This is a genomic window from Mucilaginibacter sabulilitoris, assembly GCF_034262375.1.
In the GTDB taxonomy this organism is placed as follows: Bacteria; Bacteroidota; Bacteroidia; order Sphingobacteriales; family Sphingobacteriaceae; genus Mucilaginibacter; species Mucilaginibacter sabulilitoris.
The window spans coordinates 2,543,268-2,562,926 of record NZ_CP139558.1 but is presented as its reverse complement, the minus strand read 5'-3'; the positions used below and the strand labels follow the sequence as shown (position 1 = coordinate 2,562,926).

16 protein-coding genes are annotated in these 19,659 nt (G+C 43.4%); 5 read left to right on the top strand and 11 right to left on the bottom strand.

Annotated elements, in window-relative coordinates; genetic code table 11:
- Positions 1–132: 132 nt before the first annotated feature.
- A complete protein-coding gene (locus tag SNE25_RS11085) occupies positions 133–2,877 on the bottom strand; it encodes a glycoside hydrolase family 78 protein (protein WP_321565167.1) in 2,745 nt (914 codons plus the stop codon).
- Between the two features lie 585 nt (positions 2,878–3,462).
- On the opposite strand from SNE25_RS11085, the gene SNE25_RS11080 reads away from it, so the two are divergent.
- The gene (locus SNE25_RS11080; protein ID WP_321565166.1) at positions 3,463–3,960 is read left to right on the top strand and encodes a DinB family protein; all 498 of its coding nucleotides are present in this window, start codon (positions 3,463–3,465) and stop codon (positions 3,958–3,960) included.
- A gap of 71 nt (positions 3,961–4,031) precedes the next feature.
- On the opposite strand, the gene SNE25_RS11075 is transcribed toward SNE25_RS11080, so the two are convergent.
- From SNE25_RS11075 to SNE25_RS11045, 7 genes are all read right to left on the bottom strand, one after another.
- Positions 4,032–4,232, bottom strand: a complete 201-nt coding sequence (locus SNE25_RS11075) for a hypothetical protein (protein WP_321565165.1) — start codon at positions 4,230–4,232, stop codon at positions 4,032–4,034.
- A 376-nt stretch (positions 4,233–4,608) separates the two neighbouring features.
- On the bottom strand, positions 4,609–5,439 hold the full coding sequence (locus SNE25_RS11070; RefSeq protein WP_321565164.1) for an amidohydrolase family protein: 831 nt from the start codon (positions 5,437–5,439) through the stop codon (positions 4,609–4,611).
- Positions 5,432–6,277, bottom strand: a complete 846-nt coding sequence (locus tag SNE25_RS11065) for a fumarylacetoacetate hydrolase family protein (protein WP_321565163.1) — start codon at positions 6,275–6,277, stop codon at positions 5,432–5,434. The genes SNE25_RS11070 and SNE25_RS11065 overlap by 8 nt, the downstream gene beginning before the upstream one ends.
- Before the next feature lie 118 nt (positions 6,278–6,395).
- Positions 6,396–7,160: an SDR family NAD(P)-dependent oxidoreductase gene (locus SNE25_RS11060; protein ID WP_321565162.1), complete on the bottom strand. Its 765-nt coding sequence runs from the start codon at positions 7,158–7,160 to the stop codon at positions 6,396–6,398.
- Positions 7,161–7,382: 222 nt separating this feature from the next.
- Entirely contained in the window at positions 7,383–9,044 is a 1,662-nt protein-coding gene (locus SNE25_RS11055; protein WP_321565161.1) for a UxaA family hydrolase, read from the bottom strand.
- A gap of 36 nt (positions 9,045–9,080) precedes the next feature.
- Positions 9,081–10,442: an alpha-L-fucosidase gene (locus SNE25_RS11050; RefSeq protein WP_321565160.1), complete on the bottom strand. Its 1,362-nt coding sequence runs from the start codon at positions 10,440–10,442 to the stop codon at positions 9,081–9,083.
- A 23-nt stretch (positions 10,443–10,465) separates the two neighbouring features.
- Positions 10,466–10,798, bottom strand: a complete 333-nt coding sequence (locus SNE25_RS11045) for an L-rhamnose mutarotase (RefSeq protein ID WP_321565159.1) — start codon at positions 10,796–10,798, stop codon at positions 10,466–10,468.
- A gap of 396 nt (positions 10,799–11,194) precedes the next feature.
- On the opposite strand from SNE25_RS11045, the gene SNE25_RS11040 reads away from it, so the two are divergent.
- Positions 11,195–12,493: an IS110 family RNA-guided transposase gene (locus SNE25_RS11040; RefSeq protein WP_321565158.1), complete on the top strand. Its 1,299-nt coding sequence runs from the start codon at positions 11,195–11,197 to the stop codon at positions 12,491–12,493.
- Positions 12,494–12,598: 105 nt separating this feature from the next.
- On the opposite strand, the gene SNE25_RS11035 is transcribed toward SNE25_RS11040, so the two are convergent.
- Both SNE25_RS11035 and SNE25_RS11030 read right to left on the bottom strand, forming a co-directional pair.
- Positions 12,599–13,117: a GNAT family N-acetyltransferase gene (locus SNE25_RS11035; protein WP_321565157.1), complete on the bottom strand. Its 519-nt coding sequence runs from the start codon at positions 13,115–13,117 to the stop codon at positions 12,599–12,601.
- A gap of 130 nt (positions 13,118–13,247) precedes the next feature.
- Positions 13,248–14,117: an AraC family transcriptional regulator gene (locus SNE25_RS11030; RefSeq protein ID WP_321565156.1), complete on the bottom strand. Its 870-nt coding sequence runs from the start codon at positions 14,115–14,117 to the stop codon at positions 13,248–13,250.
- Between the two features lie 158 nt (positions 14,118–14,275).
- Between SNE25_RS11030 and SNE25_RS11025 the strand changes: the two genes are divergently transcribed.
- A complete protein-coding gene (locus SNE25_RS11025; protein WP_321565155.1) occupies positions 14,276–15,538 on the top strand; it encodes a hypothetical protein in 1,263 nt (420 codons plus the stop codon).
- Between the two features lie 399 nt (positions 15,539–15,937).
- Here SNE25_RS11025 and SNE25_RS11020 read toward each other — a convergent pair whose 3' ends face one another.
- Positions 15,938–16,225 carry a hypothetical protein gene (locus SNE25_RS11020; protein WP_321565154.1) on the bottom strand — a complete coding sequence of 96 codons (288 nt, stop codon included), beginning with the start codon at positions 16,223–16,225 and terminating at the stop codon, positions 15,938–15,940.
- 227 nt (positions 16,226–16,452) lie between these two features.
- On the opposite strand from SNE25_RS11020, the gene SNE25_RS11015 reads away from it, so the two are divergent.
- Together SNE25_RS11015 and SNE25_RS11010 are read left to right on the top strand one after the other, a co-directional pair.
- Positions 16,453–17,853 carry an ATP-binding protein gene (locus SNE25_RS11015; protein ID WP_321565153.1) on the top strand — a complete coding sequence of 467 codons (1,401 nt, stop codon included), beginning with the start codon at positions 16,453–16,455 and terminating at the stop codon, positions 17,851–17,853.
- Between the two features lie 143 nt (positions 17,854–17,996).
- Positions 17,997–19,658, top strand: coding sequence for an FAD-dependent oxidoreductase (locus SNE25_RS11010; protein ID WP_321565152.1), 1,662 nt, complete (start codon positions 17,997–17,999; stop codon positions 19,656–19,658).
- The last annotated feature ends 1 nt before the right edge of the window (position 19,659 follow it).

Genomic DNA, 19,659 nt, shown 5'->3' with positions numbered 1-19,659 from the left:
GTTCGTTTTTTGAAAGTGCGAACACGACAATATATTGATTTATTGCTAATTAATATACAGGCAGTGAATGCGCCGCTCTGCTGCACTTTGGACTATTTCGTATTAACAACACAAAGGAGATTAACTTCCTCGTTAATCAGTTGAAGCCATACGCTTATCTGTTTTTTTTGCTTCCTTTTTAGGTACCCAATGATAACTGAACGTGTATTCGCCGGAGCCCACCTTGATGGCGGTGTTGTTTTCTTCGGCGGTTCCGGTAACCGGTTTGCCGTCCTGTTTTATTTCCTGGCCGTCTGTTTCCGGCAAGATCACATCAGCGGTCGTGTTGGGTGGTATTTTAACATGTACCTGCATAGTACCATCTTTTGCTGCCCATGACGACAATACCTGCCCGTACATACTCTCTAAACTTGCTTTTACAAAGCTGAACTTGCGGTGCGGTTCAGGTTTTATGATGATGTGCTTGTAACCTGGCGCATCCATCTGCAAGCCGGCCATTTGCTGGTACATCCAGTCGCCTACTGCTCCGTATGAATAATGGTTAAAGGAGTTCATCGTTTTATCCTGGAAAGTACTGTCGGTTTTTATACCATCCCAGCGTTCCCAAATGGTTGTGGCGCCCATTTTAACAGGGTATAACCACGATGGATATGTTTTTTGCAGCAATAGATCATAAGCCACATTACTATGCCCATTTTGCGACAGCACCTGGCACAAATATGGCGTACCTAAAAATCCTGTAGACAGGTGATTGTTACGACTGCGCACGTCATCAACCAGATAAGCAGCGGCTTTGGCCTTCAAACTGTCGGGCATTAATCCAAACTTCAGGGCCAGCACATAGCCGGTTTGTGAGTCGGCAAATACACGGCCGGTTGGCGTAATATAATTGTGGATAAACGCCTTTTTTACGTGCTCGTATATATCGCCGTATTTCTTTTCATCGGCAGTATTACCCAGTACACCGGCCGCCTGGCTCAACAGTTTTGACGAATAAGCATAAAAAGCGGTAGCTATCAAATCGGGACTGGTATAACCGTTAGGCTCCGAAAAGTCATAAATACCCGGGCGGTAAAACAGCCAATCGCCAAACAAGCTGCCCCCATGCCATATATACCTGCTGCCCGACTTTTTAACAATATAGTCAACGTAGGCTTTCATGCTTGGGTACTGGGTTTGCAAAATGCGTTTATCAGCATACACCTGGTACATGGTCCACGGAACAATAACAGACACATCGCCCCAGCCTGCTGAGGTGGCCTGGTTGGTAAGCAAATTATCGGGCACCACAAAAGGTATCCCGCCGTTCGGATACTGGTCGGCTGCTACATCCTTCATCCATTTGGCAAAAAAAGGTGCAACCTGCATGTTAAATGCGGCCGTGCGCGAAAACACTTGTGCATCGCCTGTCCAGCCCAGGCGCTCGTCGCGCTGCGGGCAATCTGTAGGGATATCAACAAAATTGCCTTTCTGTCCCCACATGATATTGTGCTGCAGTTTATTGATCATGGTATCGGAGCAGGTAAACTCTCCGGTAACCGGCATAGCAGAATGCACCACTACGGCGGTAAAATTCTCCGGTTTAATTTCGCCTGGGAAACCGGTTACCGCAATATACCTGAAACCAAAAAAGGTAAAATGAGGTTCATGCACTTCGGCACCGCCTCCCTTGAGCGTATAATTGATAGTTGCCGTTGCCTTGCGCAGATTAGCCGTATAAAACTCACCGAATTTATCAAGCACCTCAGCGTGGCGAATATTAATGGTTTGTCCCGCCGGTCCGCTCACCTTTAAACGAACCCAACCGGTAAGGTTTTGCCCAAAATCAATAATCTGTGTCCCTTTAGGGCTTTTAAATATGCCAATGGGTTTAATTTCCTGAATTTTATGAACGGGAACGCTCTCTACCCCTACCAGCATCTTTTTATCATAAACAGCCGTATCTACCGGTACCCAACCGGCATCATTAAAGCCCTTACTATCCCAGCCGGGTATTTCTTTGCGGGCGTCATAATTTTCACCGTCATAAATACCATTGAGCGTTACAGGGCTGCTTTTAAACCCTTTCCATGATCCATCGGAGTTAATATGCTGTACCGTACCATCCGCATACGTAATTTGCAGCTGGCATAACAGAGCCAGTTTTCTGCCCCAAAAAGCCCATTGATTAATACCCGTTGTGCCGCGAAACCAGCCATCGCCTATCATGGCACCCACCACATTATCGCCCTGTTGCAGCATAGTAGTTATATCATATACCTGATATTGGAGGCGTTTTTTATACTCCGTCCAGCCGGGGGTAAGTTCCTGGTCGCCCACCTTTTTACCGTTCAGGTACAATTCATACAGGCCATGCGCAGTAACATAAGCCCTGGCCGATACAATTTTTTTTGATAAGGTGAACTGTTTGCGGAGCATAGGCGCGGCTATTTTACGCAGCGAATCCTGCTGCGGAACTATCCAGCTGGCAGTCCAGTCGGCAGGCGAAAGCAGCCCGGTTTCAAAATAAGCGGTTTTGCTCCAGGCTGATATGTGGCCGTGGTTGTCCCAGATTTTCACCTGCCAGTAATAACGCGTGGCCGATTTTAACGGTGCCCCCTGATAGGTGATCAGTATAGATGAATCTGAACTGATCTTACCGGTGTTCCAGACCGTTTTTGATGATGAAAAAGATGCATCTGTGGCTACCCTGATATGATAAGCCTGCTGCAGGGTATTTCTTTGCGCGCTATTTATTTTCCAGCTCAGGCGTGGTTGTACCTGGTCAATCCCAACCGGGTTGAAGAGGTATTCGCATGTTAAATTATCAACAGCCGGTGTCTGCGCCAGGCACATAGCTGGTATAGCAAATAAGATGTAAAGAAAGAGGCCTTTCATATTATGGTTTATAATTGAAAAAGTAATATATCTATTGTGTTTTGTTGTGGCAACCCCATCTGTCGGTTGCAATACACCAGGCTTATACTGCTACTAATATAGGTTATGGTAATGAGGTTAAATAGCCCGTTGTTAAAATAAATCGGTTTACTTACTGTCGGCGAGGTACGATGACAACCACTATGTTCTGCCTGCTTTCGCCCGAAGCTTATCTGCTGACGGGAGAAATAATGTTGAGCGCGGGCTGTCATGCAGGAGCTTGTCGAAGCATGACGGGCGAGGCGCTACGCACGCCCTTCGACTCACCCGATCTGCGCTTCGCTGGATCACCCTCCTACGGCTTCGCCGCAAAGAGGGTTGGGGAAAGAGGAATGAATACTGAATAATCAATGCAACACAAATAAAATAAAAACCCTGCACCCTCTTTGCGCCGCAGGCGTATAGAGGGTCGGCAAGCGAAGCGACGCCGGGGTGAGTCTTTTCTATTATTTTTCCATTTATAAAATCCTGCTGACATAGGGCTGTCACCAGCTGTTTGTTTCTTTGAATTGTAAACAAAAACAGTAACACTTAAACAATAAAGTCATGTCAATTATCCCAATGTTATTAAAAGAAATGGAGCAGGAAGCTCAAACCACCCGTAAAATGCTTGAGCGTATCCCTAATGATAAATACCAATGGCAGCCGCATGAAAAAAGTATGACCGTGCAGCGACTTGCCAATCATATTGCCGAATTGCCCGGCTGGGTAGCCATGGCGCTTACCACCAGTGAACTTGATTTTGCCAGTAACCCTTATGTAGGAACAACCATTGATAATACTGCCGAGCTGCTGAAATATTTTGAAGAAACGTTAGAGAAGGGAAGATCGCATTTAGCGCAAACCAACGATGATGAGCTGAAAAAAGAATGGACCTTACGCAACGGCGATCATGTTATCAGTGTGTCGTCCAAAGCCGAAATCATCAGGATGGCTTATTCACAAACTGTACATCACCGGGCACAAATGGGAGTTTATTTACGCCTGCTTAATATCCCTCTCCCACCGAGCTACGGACCAACTGCCGACGAGGGGTCTTTTTAAAAACACAAAATATAAAAACACAAAAGCCATTGCCTGACCTTTCACGCAATGGCTTTTTAAAACACACTATACTAATGTTTGTGTTTTGATAAGTTGCTTACATTAATTTCTTCCAGAAACCCATCTTCGTTTATCGCATAACGGGCATATTCAGTATTGGTATCAATCTTATAAGCCGGTTTTGATCTTTTCCTGAATTTTTTCTTTACTACTAACACAGGCAGAAGAATTACAGCAAGCAGGGCGGTAATTTCTAATAAAATAATATACATGACTTTTTTTGATAAATTTAAATGAAGGCATTAACAGTAACAAACAGAGCATTTTAACACCCGGCATATGTTACTAAACAGCCATCATAAATGATGTAGCTAAATACGTGCCATAATTTATATTGACGTTAATTTATTATTTATATTATGATCTGAATCATAAATAATCCGCCTGTTAGCTGAAGGGGATGTGCCGGCAGCGGGTTTCAAAAGTAATGCAAACTACGAGGAACAAAAGCGGGTTCCGGTTAAAACTAACCGATAAGTATGGATAGGCTAAATCTTTTTAACGCGGAGCCTGAATTTTTGCGTTATACGAGAATTTATTAAAAATCTCAATACGATAGCAAATGCTATCATATTGAGATACTGCAAATTATAAATTATAAAAAATTGTAGCATTATTACCCCAAAACAATTCCTGTTCTGTGGCCGATAACTTTGAGCAGTAATTATTCACTACCTGCATGGTGCCTTCATAGCCTCCGGCCACCAGACATACGGGCCAGTCGGACCCAAACATTACCCGGTTAATACCAAAGGCGTTGAATACCACGTCCAGATAAGGCGTAAAGTCGTCTCTTTTCCAGGCCTTCCAGTCGGCCTCGGTAAGCATACCCGATATTTTGCAACATACATTCGGATGTTTGGCCAATGTTTCCATATCTTTTTGCCACTGGCTTATTTGCTGATCTTTAATGTGTGGTTTTGCCAAATGATCGACCACAAATTTCTGATCGGGAAATGCCCCAACCAATACCTCGGCATAAGGCAAATGTTGCGGATAGATCAGTATATCATAGGTATAACCATATTTTTGTAAACTGGCTATGCCTTTTTTAAACTGTGGCTGCAGCATATACTGATCATCAGGCTCCGACTGTAATACATGCCTGAACCCTTTAAGCTTGCTGTATTGTTTATACTGCTCCAGCTGCGCTTCCAGATCATCGGCTTTAAGATCAACCCAGCCTACCACTCCCTTAATAAAAGCGTTTTGAGCGGCGTGCTCCAGTAAAAACAAAGTTTCCTCGTCCGACTGACTGGCCTGTACAGACACGCAGCCATCGATGCCGTTTTGCTGCAATACAGGTAACAGGTCGGCAGGCGAAAAGTCACGTTTTATGGCCAGCATATCATCATTGATCCAGCTGTCGCGAACCGGATCAAATATCCAGAAATGCTGGTGCGCATCAATTTTAGGCATAAGCTACAACGTTTTGTTTCGATTCGCCCAGACCATCGATGCCCAATTCAACCACATCGCCCGGTTTCAAATAAAATGGAGGTTTCATACCCAAACCAACACCGGCAGGCGTACCTGTAGAAATAATGTCGCCGGGCAGCAAGGTCATGAACTGGCTGGTATATGATATTAAATGCGGCAGGTTAAAAATAAAGTTGGCGGTGGTACCATCCTGCAAAAGTTGCCCGTTTACCTTAAGCCACAAGCGCAGGTTATGTGGATCGGCAATTTCATCGGGTGTAGCCAAAAACGGACCAAGCGGAGCAAAAGTATCACAACCTTTTCCCTTATCCCAGGTACCATTACGTTCCAGCTGAAATTCGCGCTCTGACACGTCATTATGCAATACATAGCCGGCTACGTAATCCATAGCGGTAGCTTCATCAACATAAGATGCTTTTTTGCCTATCACTACGGCCAGCTCCACTTCCCAATCAGTTTTAACTGAATTTTTAGGGATTACGATATTATCATTCGGGCCAACAATTGCGGTGGAGGCCTTCATAAATATTACCGGCTCAGGTGGCAGGGGTGCATTGGTTTCCTTAGCGTGATCGGCATAGTTTAAACCGATGCACACAATTTTTGAAGGACGAACGATAGGGCTTCCTAAACGTACGTCATCAGCAACTTCAGGCAGTTGTTTGTCTTTAATAAAAGCTGCCAGGCGTGCTACGCCATCAGTTTCAAAAAACTGTTCAGTATAGTCTTCGCCAAAGGCAGATACATCATATTTTTTATCGTTAAGGACCACTCCTGGTTTTTCCTGTCCGTTAGCTCCAAATCGTATAAGTTTCATATTGCGTAGTGTTGTTTTTTAGGTGATATGTTTTACGTGGTACGTAATACGTTTTTGTTGTTTTGGTATAGTTATATCATTTAAACGTACAACCTATAACGTAAAACGTACAATTTACTTAGTTGTTTAATGTGATAAATCCGCCATCAATAGGGTAATCAGTGCCGGTGATAAACCCGGCTTCGTCTGAGCATAGGTACAGCGCCAGGGCAGCTACCTCTTCAGATTTACCCATACGGCCAATCGGCTGGCTTTTGGATAGTTTATCAAATATCTCAGCTTCCTGACCGGCATAGTTTTTGGCAATAAACCCATCAACAAACGGCGTGTGGATGCGTGCCGGCGAAATGCTGTTACACCTGATGTTATCATGCAGGTAATCGCGAGCCACCGAAAGTGTCATGGCATGAATAGCGCCCTTGCTGGTTGAGTAGGCAAACCTGTCGGTAATACCAACGCTTGCCGCAATGGATGCTGTATTTAATATTACCCCACCGCCGTTAGTTTTAAATATTGGAATAACCGCGAAGAGACAGTTATAAGCGCCTTTTACGTTCACATTAAACACCCGTTCAAAATCCTCGGTGCTGGTGTTATCGGCCCTACCAATGTGGGCTATGCCCGCGTTGTTGATCAGGATATCAATTTTACCTATCTTATTAAAAGTATCAATAACCTGTTGCTGGTTGCTTACATCACAGGCATAACCTGTCGCTTTGCCGCCGGCTGCTTCAATTTCACTTACAGTTTCAGCCGCTGCTTTATCGTTTAGTTCGATGATATTTACGGTAGCGCCCTGCTGCGCGAACAATACAGACATGGCCTTGCCTATCCCGCTGCCTCCGCCTGTAATCACTACCGACTTATTGGTTAATTTAAACATGTTAGCTTCTATTTATTTCGTTTCGTTCGGTAAATCGACTCACCTTGTCATCGCTTCGCCTGACACCCCGCTCTCCGGCTGCGCCGGAAAGAGGAATTATATACTTGACTGTTAAAAGAGGGGTAGTCAGTCTGAGCTTGTCGAAGACTTGCGCGGAGAGGTTATTGCCCACCATGCTTCGACAGGCTCAGCATGACACCCTGTTTTTACAGTTACTCTTTTTTATAACGATACCCCCCGCTTCCAGGGTATAAAATCATCCTGGCCTAATTTTACCGCTTTGGGTTCAACTTCGCCACTGGCCAGTTGTATCACATAATTCAAAATACGTTCACCGGCCTGCTGAATTGTTTCGCTGCCCTCTATAATGGTACCGCAATTGATATCGATAATGTCGGGCATGCGCTCAAACATAGCAGTATTAGTTGATAATTTTACTACCGGAGTAATAGGATTACCTGTTGGCGTACCCAAACCTGTGGTAAACAAAACTATGTTAGCGCCGGAGCCTACCTCGGCGGTAGTGCTTTCTACATCGCTGCCGGGTGTGCAAAGCAGGTTAAGGCCTGGTTTGGTTACCTTTTCGGGATAATCCAATACAGCAGCTACAGGCGAGTTACCACCCTTTTTTGCCGCGCCTGCCGATTTAATGGCATCTGTAATTAAACCATCCCTGATATTGCCAGGTGATGGATTAGCGTAAAAGCCGGAACCATCGGCCTCAGCTTTGGCATTATAGGTGGTCATTAAATGCATAAAGCGATTAGCGGTTTCCTCGTCAATACAACGATCGCTCAGTTCCTGTTCTACACCGCACAGTTCCGGAAACTCTGCCAGAATTACTGAGCCACCCATGGTTACCAACAGGTCAGACACATACCCCAAAGCCGGGTTTGCCGAAATACCCGAAAAACCGTCAGAGCCACCGCACTCCATACCAATGCAAAGTTTTGACAAAGGTGCAGGCTGGCGCTGGTTTTGGTTGGCTTGTACCAGACCTGCAAAGGTTTGTTTAAGGGCCTGTTTTAGCAGTTCGCTTTCGGTGCCTACCTTTTGCTGTTCCAGCACCACCATAGGTTTATTGAAAGACGGGTCACGTTTGGCAATCTCGGCCTGTAAAATACTCACCTGCGCATGCTGGCAGCCTAAACTTAATACGGTCGCCCCCGCTACGTTGGGGTGTGTAATGTAGCCAGCAATTAAACCGCAAAGCGCGTCAGAATCGTCTTTGGTTCCGCCACAGCCCATGCTGTGGTTTAGAAACTTAATACCATCTATGTTTTTAAATAGGCGTTTTGAATCCGCCTTTTCTGCCGAAGCCTGGATATCGGCATTCAATATCTCTTCTACCGATTTGCCCGCCTGGTAGAGCTCTACCAATTGCTCTACATCGCCCTCGTAACTTTTAGCTTTTTTGTAGCCAAGCTTATCAACTAGGGCTTCTTTCAGCACATTGATGTTACGGTTTTCGCAAAATACAAGCGGCACTACAATCCAGTAATTTGCCGTTCCTACCGACCCATCAGCCCGGTGATAGCCATTGAATGTTTTACTTTCGAAGTTTGCAGTATCGGGCTGATGCCAGTTGAGCTTACGTTCGCCTAAATGAAAACCATCTGATGCATGGTGTACATTTTGTGTGCTCAGCAGGCCGCCCCGTGGTATAGTGCTGGTTGTTTTACCTACCAGTACCCCGTACATGTATATCTCCTGCCCGGTTTTTAATTCGTTTATGGCGAATTTATGCTTGGCGGCTATGCGATCGACCAGGGTAAAAGTATTACCCTCAAAATTGATCACTGTTCCCTGTTCCAAATCTTGAAGGGCTACCAGCACGTTATCATGCGGGTGTATCCTTAAAAACGTTTCCTTTTGTGCTGACATTATTTATAAGTCCTTATTATCTATATTCGTTTTATGCTAATTTGTAAGTGTTAGCTCAATTACCGGTATCTCGTAATCGGGCTTTTTGGCCGGCAGCGTTAGCACCAGATCTTCGGTATTTGAAGCCGATGGCTTATACAAAAGTTCTGAATGATCATTCAAAAACTGCGCGTAACTAATTTTACCATTGTATCCGGGTAAAATTAGTTTGCCGGTGTTAGGGTAATTATACAGGTGTACATATAAGCGCTTTGTAGTTTGGTTATAAGTAAGCTTTGAACTATCCGGTGCCTTGTAAGTATCGGGTGCATAAGTACAGTTATAAATGGCTGTGCTGTTAGCATGCATCCAATGGCTAAGGCTGTCCAGCGCGCGGGTTGCCCTGTAGTCAAACTCACCTCGTGCCGTTGGTCCAACATTTAGTATCAGGTTGCCGCCATTACTTGTTGATGTAATTAACAGATCGAGCAGCTGGCGGTGTGTTTTCCAGGTATTCTCGTCGCGATAGTAGCCCCATGAGCCTGAAAACGTCTGACAAGTTTCCCAGGTTTTGCCCCGGTATTTTAACAACTCCTTTGTACTTACCTGCTCGGGGGTTTCAAAATCAGCGCCGTCTTTATATTCTTCCAGGTTAAGACGGTTATCTACAATGATACCGGGCTGCAATTTCCTGATCAGTTTTAGCAATTCAACAGAACCCCATTCGTCCTTTCCTTTTCCATGACCATCTGCACGGGGAAATGAAAAATCAAGCCAAAGGATATCTATTTTACCGTACTTGGTTAACAGTTCGGTGATCTGATCGCGCATGTACTGGCGGTACTTGGCCATATCGCGGTTCTTGTTCAATGCTGCATAAGAGGCATCGCTTTTATCTTTAGGCGACTGCGGGTGAATTTCATCGATGGTATAATCAGGGTGGTGCCAGTCGAGCAGTGAATAATAAAACCCAATTTTTAAGCCCTGTGCACGGAAAGCATTTACATACTCGCGCACCAGATCACGTTTGGCTTGGGTGTTGGGCGCTTTGTAATCGGTATATTTAGAGTCGAACAGGCAAAAACCTTCATGGTGCTTGGTGGTTAATACCGCGTACTTCATCCCCGCTGCCTTGGCTTGCGCTGCCCATTTTTGCGGATCGAACAAATCGGGGTTAAACTGGTCGAAATATTTCTGGTAACCCGCGTTATCTATTTTTTCATTATGCTTTACCCACTCGTGCCGCGCCGCGCCTGAATACAATCCCCAGTGAATGAACATGCCAAAGCGGTCGTCTTTCCACCACTCCATACGTTTTTCTTTTTGTGCATCGGTTTCGTTGCCTATCATTTTTTGAGCCAGTACCGGTGAGACGATCAACAGCGCCAGTGCTAATAGTAATTGAGTTCTTCTAAGCATAATTTTATTTAGTTGGTAATTGGTTACAAAGCAAATATTTTATCCATCAGAACCCACTTCTCGCCTTTAAGCGCGCCCTTTACCGGCTGCTGGTATTTCCACATCAGGGTTTCCCACTCCTGCACTTTTTTATTGGTAGCATCAGCAGCGGCCTTTTTTTCAAAGCTGAAACTATCATTGGTTTCCATGATCATGCACAAACGCACGCCAAAACGGTATATTTCCATGTTGGTAACGCCCGAACCTACAATGCTTTCCTGTATTTCGGGCCATATAGCCTCGTGATATTTTTCGTATTCGGTAATTAAGGTTTCGTCATCAACCAAGTCAAGTGTTAAACAATATCTGTGGCCCATAAATATGTTACAAATCAGGTTATACTGGTAGTACAAAGAAATAAAGTTTGCCGTAAAATAGTTATTCTGAAATCGTCAAAGTGTTAAGCTTTTTTGGCATGGAGCTCACCCCGACCATTTCCAGAGGAGAGCGAGTTAAAATAACACGGTTGATTTTAATTTATTGTCATGCTGAGTGATTAAATCCTTGGCCTCTGAAGGAGAAATGACATAGCTTTGCTGAGCCGTGCAGTGTGTCAGATCAAGTTATAGTGCTTATTGCCTGTTGCTGAGTATGGTTCTGAAGTATAGAGTCTGAAGGTATGGTACGATCCTTACAAGAGTGATTTGTCCGATGGGTAGCCTGTCTTTTCTTTAAACTCCTTCGGGCACGGCTTCTTAAAAAAGGATATAAGGATGGAAAAGATGCATTTTCATGCAGCGGGCATAGATATAGGCGCCCGTAAGCTATTCGTGGGGCTTGAAAGTCAGCCGGTTCGTTCGTTTGAAACTTTCACCAGTGATCTGGAATCACTTAAGCATTATTTATTGGAGCATAAAGTAAGTACGGTAGCCATGGAAGCGACAGGAGTTTACTGGTATGTGCTTTATGATATTCTTTTGGATGCGGGATTAGATGTGTGGCTTGTTGACGGGCGGCAGACACGGCAGTTACCAGGCAGAAAAACAGATGTAAAGGATTGCCAGTGGATACAGCAGTTGCATAGCTATGGTTTACTGAACCGCTGTTATGTTTCAGAGGGGCATATCAAAGAATTGCGTAGTTATCAGCGTCTTCGGGAGGATCACCTTCGGAGTGCGGCCATGCATGTTCAACACATGCAGAAGGCACTGATAGAAATGAATATCCGTTTGCCGGAGGTATTAAGCCAGGTCCATGGAGTAAGCGGCATGGCGTTGATCGATGCGATACTGCAGGGTGAGCGTGATCCTGCTAAGTTGTTTTCACTGTGCCATAAAAAGATCAGGGAGAATAAAGGAGAAGAAGTATTGAAGGCCTTGCAGGGCCATTATACAGCCCAGGGGCTTTTTGCCTTGGGTCAGGCCTATAAGGGCTATGGTTTTTATCAGGGTCAGATACAGGAATGCGACAGTCAGATTGATCGTGTTTTACAGCGGATCAACAGGGACAAGAGCCTACCGCCGGGAATAAGCGGCGGGAAACGCAAAGCGATCCGTCACAACAAACCTAATATCGATAATCTGGGGGATCACTTGTTGAAAATATTTGATGGTAAAGACGCGACCAAACTCCCGGGTATTACAGATTACAACTGGTTACAGTTATACACAGAGGTAGGTTCGGATCTTAGCCGATGGCCAAGTGAAAAACATTTCACCAGTTGGCTTGGTTTATCGCCGGGGCATGACCGTTCAGGAAAGAAAAACAAAAGTAAAAGCAAGGGTAAGCCGACCGTTGGGCAAATATTCAAACAGATGGCCCATGGATTATTGAACAGCAAGTATATCGGCTGGGGTTCATTTGCAAGAAGATTAAGGGGTAGAAAAGGCCCCGCGATAGCTATTAAAGCTACAGCCAGAAAACTGGCTGCTCAATACTGGCGTTTAATCGTAAAAGGCGCCGACTTTGTAGAGAAGGGCCTTCACTCGTATGAGAACATTCTTAAAGAACAGAAACAAAGGCGATTAGAAAGACTCGCCCTTGAATTAAATATGAAACTTGTGCCTGCTTAAATTATTATGTCATGGGTAGGTACGAAGGATTTTCTTCAATATGCTTATTGCAGATATAGATGCTTCACTTTGCAGCATGACAAGTTCAATTAATTACCTTATTTATCATCCTATCCTTTTCCAATAGATCATGGTGGCTGTTAAACCTCCGTGCGGCTTTAGCGCATAATCGGGAATTATGCCGGTTAAAGTAAAGCCAAGTTTTTCATACAATCCGGATGCACCTTCTTCCTGTGCGGTATCCAACACCAGCAAGTTTTTTCCCTGTTCAATAGCCAAGCTTTCGGCCGTTTGCAATAGTGCTTTAGCAATGCCCCTGCCCCTATGGCTTACGCGGGTCATCATTTTAGCAATTTCGGCGCGGTGCGGCTGGTTGGGCGGAAGATTGAGCAGCAATGTTACTGTACCCACAAGTTTGTCTCCATCAAAAGCGCCCAGAATTATCCGCTCACTACGGAAGGCCGCAGCCAGCGCGCTGTCCCAAAAAGCATTGGCATCGCTTAATGACAAGGGGTGCATAAAACCAACCGAACCTCCATTAGCCACTACCTCAATCAGCATCCCGCTTAGCTCTGCGCGAATTTGCGGTATGTTTTGCAAAGGCTTTATTTGGATATGGATCATAGCGCTTAAAAATAAGTGATTTGAGAGATGAAGGCAAATTCGGATCGACTCCCCCGGTCGTCGCTTCGCTCGACCATCCTCTTTGCGCCGAAGGTGAAGAGAGGGTGGTCGGGTTTATTCTCCCTACAGCTTAGTTCTTGGTAAATTCCTTTTGATACATCAGCGGACTTTTACCCGTTACCTGTTTAAAGTGTTTATGAAAAGTAGAAAAATTATTAAACCCGCTATCATAACATAGTTGCTTAATATTCAGCTTGTTTTCAATTAACAGTTTGCAGGCATAACCCACTTTTATTTCGATAATAAACTGCGAATAGGTTTTACGGGTTTTTGATTTAAAATACCGGCAAAAGGAATTGGAACTTACACCGGCAATTTCAGCAATCTCATCCAGGTATATTTTTTTCCGGAAGTTACGAACCGAGTATTCATAAATGTTATTCAGCCTGTCGTTTTCAGATTCATTATGATCGTACTTAAAGCCAATTGATGTTAAGTAATTCACCGGGTTACTGGTGGCTAAGGTATTGAGGGCGGTAAGCAGCATAATAATCCTGTCGGCGCCATCGGTGTTGAGCATGGCGGCAAGTAAAGCCGCCATCTTCTCTTTGGTGCTCCCGCTTATCTGCAACCCTCGCTTGGAGCGTTCCAGTAAAACTTTTATTAGTTTGTTTTCGGGGAGTTGTAAAAACTGGTCGCCCCAAAAGTTTTCGCAAAAATGCACTACAATCATTTCAACTTTTATATTTTCATCATGATGAAAATAAGCATCGTCAAAACGCCAGTAATGCGGCAGGTTTGAACCTACCAGCACCATATCTCCTGCTTTAAACTGTTTAATGCTGTCGCCAATAAACTGGGTTCCGCTGCCTTTTTTAAAGTATATCAGCTCAAGCTCAGGATGGCAATGCCACCTGTTATTTATATCGGGCAACACATCGTGCCTAACACTAAATGAATGCGCGGGTCCCGAAGAAACTTTTAATAAAAGCGGTTTCATTCAACTTAATTTACAATTGACGGGGTAAATGTATATAAAAAATGTAAAAATAGCTCATTTTTAACTACAGCAGATTCTGTAAAATAATTGTTGCTATTATGATTTCGGATAATAATATTTTTAATATATTGCCCCCGATTAAACCTAAACCGGTATTCATGAAACACTTTTACAAACTATTATTTGCTGCACTATTACTATTACCTATTTTTTCTTACGCACAAAGCAACTATAAACCAGGTTATATAGTTACATCCAAAGGAGATACATTAAAAGGCTCTATTGATTTAAAGGAATGGGAAAATAACCCGAGCAACGTTTACTTCAAAAGTGAAACAGATGTTAAGAATTACACTGCAAAGGAGATCAAAGCTTTCGGTTCTACAAATGTAACTTACGATCAATACATAGGCCCTATAAGTACAGATGAAACCAATATTTCAAGACTTTCTACCGGGCGCGATACCGGTTATAAACAAGATGCCACATTTTTAAAAGTAATACAAAAAGGTCCTAATGTAACGCTGTACTCATATGTTGACAATCTGAAGCCGCGGTATTTTATTGCCGAAAGCCAAAACAACCAGCCCTACGAACTAATTTACAGGATATATCATACACCAGACCGCGGTGTTGAAACGCACAGCGAAAATGTATTTGTGTCGCAGTTATATGGGTTAGCACAAAAGTATAACCCCACCTCTGATGAGCTTAAGTTAAGCATTGAAAAAGCACAGTATAATGGTCCTGAGCTAAAAAAGATAGCTGAAAAAATAAACAAAATGAGTGCCGATACCAGGAATTATGGAACGGGTAGTGCCATAGAGTTTTTTGCTGGTGCTGGTGTCAGCATTAACTCCTTGAAACTCACAGGTACTTTCCCATTTTATAATGCACCAAATAAAACATCAGTATGGCCAACCCTTTCGGTAGGTGCAAATATTTATCCCAATGCAAACGTGAGGCAATTTGCTTTCAGAGTTGAGTTCCTTTTCACAAAAAATGCCTATAAAAGCATAGTTGATGTTTATTATAACCAACCCGAAAAACCTAAAAGCAACTACCAGTTTGACCAATACATAGCAGTACTCTATCCGCAGATTCTGTATAATATTTACAATACCAGTGAACTTAAATTTTATTTAGATATGGGCCTGGCGTTTAATCTTTCAAAAAACACAGGTAATGATTTTCATAATAATTTCACGGGCGAATCTGCAAGCAATTATCTTTCCCTGAACACTTATTGGATAACTTACCCCGTTAAAGCTGGCTTTGTTATAAATAAGAAATTTGATATTTCAATATCGTATGCTTTTAAAACCTCCATTACCGATAATGCGAACAACGACGCAAAAAATATCAATAACTACTCTATAAATTTAACCAGTTTAAGAGCGGGTATTAACTATAATTTTTAAGCATATAACCCCACCTTAGCTGATAGAAATAAAAAGATATTTTTTTTGCAATCGATTGAGCATTTAGTTTTCAATTAATTATATTTGTTTAGTGTTCAATACACACTTAACCTGAAATAACTATTTTTTATAAAACTTAAATAGTGAAATCTACGTATATCAACTAAATAAGAAAGCGTCCCGGTATCTCACCCCCGGAACGCCCGGTTATTGACCAAATCAATAACATCAACTAAATCCAGATCAATCTCATGTTTGATCTTTCTCACCATCTTTCTCAGGGATGGTAAGGTCTTAATACATTAGGGCTTTATCTTTCAAAAACGGTGGCGGTTCTGCGGGGCCGCCACCAGAGGTGGTTCACCGTTTTCTCCGCGGCAATTTTTTTGTGATTTAAATTTAAGGGGGAGGTAAATAATGCCTCCAAAATTGGCTGGTGTCAAATAATTGCCATTTTTTGAACCCTATATAACCTGTAGCCTGGCTAAATACATATATTAACGGTAAACGGGGCATCCCCCCGTTTTGTTTTAATATTTTATTTTTTATGTTGATATCCAGCTGGTTATTGAAAAAACCGCAGCTCACGGGCATAGCAATTTCAGCATCAATAACAATGGCTATATTCATGTTATTGCATACCATTGGCAGCCCAGTTTTGCCTGCAGTTTGTTTTTTGGTGACCATTTACAGGTATCTGTATAATTATCAGACGCAATTACCCATAAAACGTTACTGATTAAATTAAATAAATTTGAAAAGAATGGCTACGATTTACGCGTTAATGTAACTTATGTCCTGTTTACTTATCCAATTTAAAAATCATGCGTATTTTAGCATGTACAATTTACCCGTTTAATACGGGCACATTGATACGCATAAAAACTATTGAATAACATAGCTAACTTTAATACATGCAAAAGATAACCGCGTCCTGGCTGCAATCGCTCGAAGCCTTTAATAATGTACCTGAAGATCAGCTGCAATGGCTGTTAGAAAATAGTATCGATAATGTATTTGAAGATGGAGACTTCCTGATGGAACCCGGCGAGCCCATGAGCGGTCCGCATATTATGGTTGAGGGCAGCATGCGTTTTTTTATGATGCAAAGCGGTTTCAGGCGCGAATTTGTAGTTGTTGGCCCGGGCAATATTACCGGCTACCTGCCCTTTTCAAGGGGCAAAATTTCAAAGGGGTATGCACAAGCCATCGGTCACTTGCAAATACGCAGCTTTAATACCGAGCTGATACCCGAAATGATACGCAACCATTATGAGCTTACACAAGCCCTGGTAAATATTATGACCACCCGCGTTCGCGATTTTACGGCTTATCAACAGCAAAACGAAAAAATGATGGCATTGGGTAAACTTTCGGCAGGGCTTGCCCATGAATTGAATAACCCGGCATCGGCTATTGTACGCGATTCGCTTACACTTAAAAAGCACCTTGAACAGGAGCCTGAAAGTATCAAAGCGATATTTACCATGAAAATTGAGCCGCAGCAGATAACCGATGTTACCAAGCTCCTGTTTGAAATACTTGACGATAAAAACTCAACCCGGCTTAGCCTTAAACAGCGTACGCAGCGCGAAGACCAGATAATTGAGTGGCTTGAGGAGCATGAAATAGAAAACAGTTATGATATTGCCGAAAGCTTTGTTGATTTTAGCTTTACTGTTGAAACCCTTGAAAAATTCAGTGAAATTATACCGGGCGAAAACTTAACCCATGTATTAAACTGGATAAGCGACATGCTAATAACCGAAAAAATGGTTCGTGATATACAGGAATCAGCAAGGCGCATTGCCGAATTAGTAAGCTCTGTTAAAACCTTTACCCACATGGACCGCGCGCAGGATAAACAATATGCCGACATACATATTGGCATACGCAACACGTTAACTATGCTGGGTTACAAGATCAGGAAAGGAAACATTAACGTTATTGAAGACTTTGATGAGACCCTGCCCGAAGTAAAGGCCCTTATTGGCGAACTTAATCAGGTATGGACCAACCTTATTGATAACGCTATTGATGCCATGGATGCTAACGGCAAAGGTACCTTAACTATTAAAACCCGCCGCGACCGTGAGTTTGTGGAAGTTTTTATAGTAGACGACGGTCCCGGTGTTCCGGCAGATATCCAAAGCCTGATATTTGATCCGTTTTTTACAACAAAAGAAATGGGCAAGGGTACTGGCATGGGCCTTGAGGTTGTACAACGGATTGTAAAGCAACATCGGGGCTCTATCAAAGTAAAATCAGAACCGGGCCACACCGTATTCAGCGTTTGTTTTCTGATTGACGGATAGCAGGAGTATCAAGTAGTGAGTATCAGGTATGAGGACAGCCTTCTAAAGTTGCATTAATAGCCCTCAGGAAATCCCGATACGTGATACTAACTACTCGATACTTGATAAAATATTAATAATTTTACCTTTAGAAAAACACCCCTATGAGCCGCCCTATAATATTTTCCATTGACGATGACCCGCAAGTACTGCGGTCCATAAGCCGCGATTTAAGATCGCAGTATGGGAAAGAGTACAAAATATTGAGTACAACATCAGCAAATGAGGCCCTTGAAAGTCTTACCGAACTTAAAAACAGCTCGGATGTGATTGCCCTGTTCCTGTGCGACCAGCGTATGCCCGAAATGGAAGGGGTTAAGTTTTTAGAAAAAGCCAAAAAAATATACCCCGATGCTAAACGTGTATTGCTTACCGCTTATTCGGATACCGAAGCTGCCATAAAAGCAATTAACGATGTGCAGCTTGATTATTACCTCATGAAGCCCTGGGATCCGCCAGAAGAAAAACTTTTCCCGGTAATAAACGACCTACTTGCAGACTGGCAAAATAATTATGTGCCTGAATTTGTGGGCATTAAGCTTGTAGGCTACCAATTTAATCCGCAGTCGCACGTGATCAAGGATTATTTAGCTGGTAACCTGATCCCTTACCGCTGGCTCGATATTGAAAAGAACATTGATGCAGGAAGCCTTTTGGCGCTTAATAAACTAACAACCGATGACCTGCCACTTGTAATATTTGAAGATGGAAGCCATATTGCCAAACCAACCATAAGGGCCATAGCCGAAAAGCTTGACAAAAGCCCGCAACCGCTAACCGATGTTTACGATGTGGTAATTATTGGTGCTGGCCCTGCCGGGCTGGCCGCTGCCGTTTACGGTGCGTCAGAAGGTTTAAAAACTTTACTCATTGAGCGTAAAGCACCAGGCGGGCAGGCAGGAACCAGTTCACGTATTGAAAACTACCTGGGTTTCCCGGCAGGTTTAAGCGGCGCCGATCTTACCCGCCGTGCCATTAGCCAGGCCATGCGTTTAGGGGCCGAATTTTTATCGCCGCAATCGGTAAGCGACATCAAACAAAAAGATGGTTATAAAACCATTATACTGGATGACGGCCCTGAAATTATTAGCCGTACCGTGGTCATAACTACCGGCGTTGACTACCGCAAGCTGGAAGTTAAGGGCGTTGAAAACTATACCGGTGCCGGTATTTATTACGGCGCTGCAACTACCGAGGCTACAGCCTGTACCGGTAAAGAGGTATATGTAATTGGCGGGGGCAACTCTGCCGGGCAAGCTGCCATGCACCTGTCTAAATTTGCCAAAAAAGTATATATTGTTATCCGGAAAGAAAACCTGGTATCTACCATGTCTGCTTACCTCATTAACCAGATAGCAGATACACCTAATATTCAAGTTGTACCCGATACTGAAATAATTGAAGCTGGTGGTACTAATTGCCTTGAGGAACTTACATTGTTAAATTGTAAAACCAAGGAAACGGAAAAAAAAGTGGCTAACGCTCTGTACATTTTTATTGGTGCTAAACCCTACACCGACTGGATAAAGCTTGATATTATAAAAAACAATAAAGACTTTATCGAAACCGGGCGCGAGCTGCGCAGCTACGAAGGTTTCGGTAAGATATGGAAGCTTAAACGCGATCCGTTTTTATTAGAAACCAGTTGCTCGGGCGTATTTGCCGCTGGCGATGTACGTGCAGGAGCCATGAACCGTGTTGCATCTGCTGTAGGCGAAGGCTCCATGGCCATTAGTTTTGTACATAAATATTTAGCAGAAGTTTAAC